The sequence below is a fragment of the Stutzerimonas stutzeri genome (assembly GCF_024448935.1).
GTDB lineage: Bacteria > Pseudomonadota > Gammaproteobacteria > Pseudomonadales > Pseudomonadaceae > Stutzerimonas > Stutzerimonas stutzeri_AO.
In genome coordinates this window covers 1-1,062 of sequence record NZ_JAMOIE010000237.1, presented here as the reverse complement: position 1 = coordinate 1,062, position 1,062 = coordinate 1, and the positions used below count along the sequence as shown (strand labels likewise).

1 protein-coding gene is annotated in these 1,062 nt (G+C 60.5%); it reads left to right on the top strand.

Going from position 1 to position 1,062, the window contains the following annotated elements; genetic code table 11:
- A partial coding sequence (locus NA637_RS25080) for an IS110 family transposase (protein ID WP_256075304.1) occupies positions 1 to 715 on the top strand: 715 nt, incomplete at its 5' end.
- Between the last annotated feature and the right edge of the window lie 347 nt (positions 716 to 1,062).

The window sequence follows — 1,062 nt, the reverse complement described above, 5'->3', positions numbered from 1 at the left end:
TGACGATATGAAGGCTCAGGAACGCAAGGCGCGCCAGCAACTGAACGCCTTTGTGTTGCGCCACGGTCACCACTGGCCGAAGGGACGTACCCGCTGGACCCAGACCCATTGCAACTGGCTGGAGTCGTTGCGTTTCGAGCACGACTGGCAACAGGTGGTGTTGCAGGAGTATATCGAGGCGGTCAAGGCCGCAAGCCGGCGAGTGGCTGATCTCACCGTCCAGATGGAGCGGGCCTTGCCACAATGGTCTCTGGCACCTGTGGTGGAGGCGTTGGTCGCCTTGCGTGGCATCGACAAAGTGGCGGCCATGGTCCTGCTGGCCGAACTGGGCGATATCAGCCGCTTTGATTCGCCACGCCAGCTGATGGGCTTTCTGGGGCTGGTTCCCAGCGAGCACAGTAGCGGATCGCGTCGACGCCAGGGAGCGATCACGCTCACCGGCAACAGCCATGCCCGGCGAATGCTGGTGGAATCGGCGTGGAGCTATCGCTTCCCGGCGCGCCAGACGATGCATTTGAAGCGTAAAGCGGCGGGTGCGCCCGAGGAGGCCAAAGCCGTCGCCTGGAAAGCCCAGAAACGCCTGTGCGGGCGTTACCGGGACCTGACCCGGGCAGGGAAGAACACCAAACTGGTGTGTGTCGCCGTGGCGCGAGAATTGGCGGGCTTTATCTGGGACATTGTCTGCCGCGTGATGCCCCGAGCACGCGTAGCTTGAGAGACCGTCGCCACTAAAGGCGTCGAACTCCAGTCATCGAAAACCGAATTCATGGAGGTACCAGGCACTTTGAGTCAGGGCAGGATCGGGCCGGTGTGGAGAACCCTTGGTCGGGCTAAACCGGTACTTGTCAGGGATAATCCCAGAGGGCGTTTCCGGCAAGTGATCCCTGCTTCTAGAGAAAGGCAAGCTCCGCGACGCAGTGAAGTCAGGTGGTACCCAATCCACGTATATCAGCATGATCCACCGTCGCAATCTGCTTGATCCTGTCCTGCCCCAAGGTGCCTGCAACCCGGAGGTGCAACATGTGAAGCCCGTGCAAGACTTGACAGGTCAAAACATATCAG